This window comes from Hyalangium sp. (assembly GCF_035629615.1).
Taxonomy (GTDB): Bacteria; Myxococcota; Myxococcia; order Myxococcales; family Myxococcaceae; genus Hyalangium.
The window spans coordinates 1-3,191 of the sequence record NZ_DASPHO010000086.1 but is presented as its reverse complement, the minus strand read 5'-3'; the positions used below and the strand labels follow the sequence as shown (position 1 = coordinate 3,191).

Annotated in this window: 3 protein-coding genes; all 3 read left to right on the top strand. The window is 68.5% G+C overall.

Annotated elements, in window-relative coordinates; all coding sequences use genetic code 11:
* Positions 1 to 927, top strand: a 927-nt coding sequence (locus tag VD972_RS03790; protein ID WP_324980872.1) for a pyridoxal phosphate-dependent decarboxylase family protein, incomplete at its 5' end; no start/stop codon positions are given.
* A gap of 14 nt (positions 928 to 941) precedes the next feature.
* Positions 942 to 2,780 (top strand): PAS domain-containing protein, encoded by a 1,839-nt coding sequence (locus VD972_RS03785; RefSeq protein ID WP_324980868.1) that lies wholly within the window; start codon positions 942 to 944, stop codon positions 2,778 to 2,780.
* A gap of 108 nt (positions 2,781 to 2,888) precedes the next feature.
* The coding region (locus VD972_RS03780; protein ID WP_324980865.1) for an FHA domain-containing protein at positions 2,889 to 3,191 on the top strand (303 nt) is incomplete at its 3' end.

The window sequence follows — 3,191 nt, the reverse complement described above, 5'->3', positions numbered from 1 at the left end:
CACCCGGCGTTCGACAAGGCCGCGCACTACTTCGGCATCAAGAGGGTGCGGGTGCCGGTGGGCCCGGACTACCGAGCGGACGTGGAGGCCATGCGCAAGGCGCTCACCCGCAACACCATCGTCGTCATCGGCTCGGCGCCGTCCTTCCCGCACGGGGTGATCGATCCCATCGAGGAGCTGTCAGAGCTGGCACGCAAGCGAGGCGTGGGCTTCCACACGGACGCGTGCCTGGGCGGCTTCGTGCTGCCGTGGGCGAAGCGGCTGGGGTACCCGGTGCCCCCGTTCGACTTCCGGCTGCCCGGGGTGACGAGCATGTCCGCGGACACGCACAAGTTCGGCTACGCGGCCAAGGGCACCTCCGTGGTGCTGTACCGGGGCACGGAGCTGCGCTCGCACCAGTACTTCACCGCCACCGAGTGGCCGGGAGGGATCTACTTCTCCCCCACCTTCTCCGGCAGCCGGCCCGGGGGGCTCATCGCTGCCGCCTGGGCCACCCTGGTGACGATGGGCGAGCAGGGCTACCTGGAAGCCTCTCGGCACATCCTGGAGACGGCAGACGCCATCAAGCGTGGCGTCCGCGCCATCCCCGAGCTGCACGTGCTGGGAGATCCCCTGTTCGTGATCGCCTTCGGCTCGCGCTCGCTGGACATCTACAAGGTGATGGATCGGTTGAGCGCCAAGGGCTGGAACCTCAATGGCCTGCACAAGCCCGCGGCCGTCCACCTGTGTGTCACGCTGCGTCATACCCAGCCAGGCGTGGCGGAGCGCTTCCTCATGGACTTGAGGGAAGCCGTGGACCACGTCCGCGCAAATCCTGAAGAAAAAGGTACGATGGCCCCTGTCTACGGAATGGCAGCCACGGTTCCTTTCCGCGGACTGTTGAGCGACCTGCTCAAGAAGTACATGGACCTGCTCTACAAGGTGTGACGCTCCCCCAGGCCATGAGTTCCTCCGCCTTACCTACTGACGTCCCCTCACTGGCGAAGGCGGTCCGCGCCATCTCCCATGAGTTCTCCCTGCCGGAGCTGCAACGCACGGTGCTGCGCGTCCTTCAGGAGCACACCGGCGCCCCGTATGCCGCGCTGCTGGGGTTCCACGAGGGGCGCGGCTGGGTCATCCAGAGTCAGTCCGAGGGCGAGAGCCGCACCCTGGGCGAGCTGCCCAACGCGGTGATCCACGGCGCGCGCCGCACGCTGGAGCCAGTGCTCCTGGCGGATGCCGTCACGCAGGCCCCGTACTGTGATGATGCGGTGGTGCGCGCTCGCGGACTGCGCTCGGTGCTCTGCTTTCCGCTCACCCACCGGGGAGTGCAGCACGGGCTGCTCTACCTGGAGCACCCCCACGTCCCGAGCGCCTTCGAGGGCACGCTCCTGAGTGTCATCGAGCTGCTGGCAGCCCAGGCCGCGGTGGCCCTGGACAATGCCCGCGTGCACCACCACCTGGCCGAGCAGAGCCAGGCCCACGAGGTCTCCCGCCGCGAGGTCTCCGCCACCCGGCAGCACCTGCAGGACTTCATCGACCACTCGCCCGCTGCCATCTACGTCAAGGATCGCGAGGGCCGCTACCTCATGATCAACGGCCGGTTCGAGAGCTCCTACGGCTTCCCGCGTGCCCGGATCCTGGGCAAGAAGGACCAGGATCTGCTCTCGCCCGAGATCGCGCGCCCGCTGATGGAGAATGACGAGCGCGTGCTCAGCGGCGGCACCACGCTCCAGTTCGAGGAGGAGCTGCCATTGCCGGACGGGGTGCACACCTTCATCTCCGCGAAGTTCCCGCTGCGCTCGGCGATGGGGACCATCGAGGGGCTGTGCGGCGTCTCCACGGACATCACGGATCGCAAGCGCGCGGAGGCGGCGCTCCAGCGAGCCAACGAGGAGCTGGAGCAGCGCGTCACCGAGCGCACCGAGCAGCTCCACGCCGCCCAGCAGGAGCTGCTGGATCGCGCCCGGCACGCGGGCATGGCCGAGATCGCGAACAGCATCCTCCACAACCTGGGCAACGCACTCACGGGCATCACGGTGAGCAGCACGGTGCTGCGCGAGCGCATCCAGGGCGTGCCCATCGCCTCACTGGGGCGTGCCACGTCGCTGCTGCTCGAGCACCCCCCCGAGGCGCTGGGTGCCTTTTTGACGCAGGATGAGCGAGGCCGGCAGCTGCCCGAGTACCTGGGCAAGCTCCACACCCGGCTCGAGGAGGAGCGCCGGTTCCTGCTGGACGAGTGTGAGGCGCTGGCCACGAAGATCGATCACGCCACCAGCGTGATCGCCACCCAGCAGAACTATGCCCGAGCCCGCATCCGACTGAGCGAGAAGGCGCGGCTGCGCGAGCTGCTGGAGGATGCGGTCCGCCTGTGCGCCGTGGGGGATCACTTCGACAAGGTCTTCCAGCGCGAGTACGGCGAGGAGGAGCCGGAGTTCTACGATCGTCATGTGATCGTGCAGATCCTGGTCAACTTCATCTCCAACGCGAAGAACGCGGTGCGCGAGCGGCCGGGCAACACCCAGCCGCGCATCACCCTGTCCGTGCGGCAGGATGCGGCGCACACGGCCGTGGCGGTGAGCGACAACGGCGTGGGGTTCGATGCGAGCGTGAAGTCCCGGCTGTTCACCCACGGGTTCACCACGCGCGCGAAGGGCCACGGCTTCGGGCTGCACAGCTCCGCGCTGAGCGCCCAGGCCCTGGGCGGGCGCATCGAGGCTCACAGCGAGGGACTGGGGCTGGGAGCCCGGTTCGAGCTCCTCCTTCCTCGGGCGGGCCAGGAGACCGAGCCCGGGGCCTGAGCAGCCGCTGAGCACTGGAAGCGCTGCCCGTGGGAGTGTTGTCCGCTCCGAGGCCGGTGCTATCGTCGCCACCCAGTGTTGCCTGACGACGACGATTCCACGCACCGGATGCAAGAGGAAGTGGCGCCAGGAGGCCCGCCTTCCGCGCTGCGGATGAAGCTGATGTTCCTGTCCGGTGCAGAGGCGGGTCAGAGCCTCCCGCTCCCGCCCCGGAGCTACCGGCTCGGGACGGACCCGGCCTGTGACATCGTCCTGAAGGATCGCACCGTCTCCCGGCAACACCTCACCCTGGAGGTGAAGGACAACGGCGTGCTGGCCCGGGACCTGGGCTCGCGCAACGGCTCGTTCTGCGAGGGCATGCGCTTCACCGAGCTGGAGGTCCGCCTGGGGGCTGTCCTCCGGCTGGGAGCC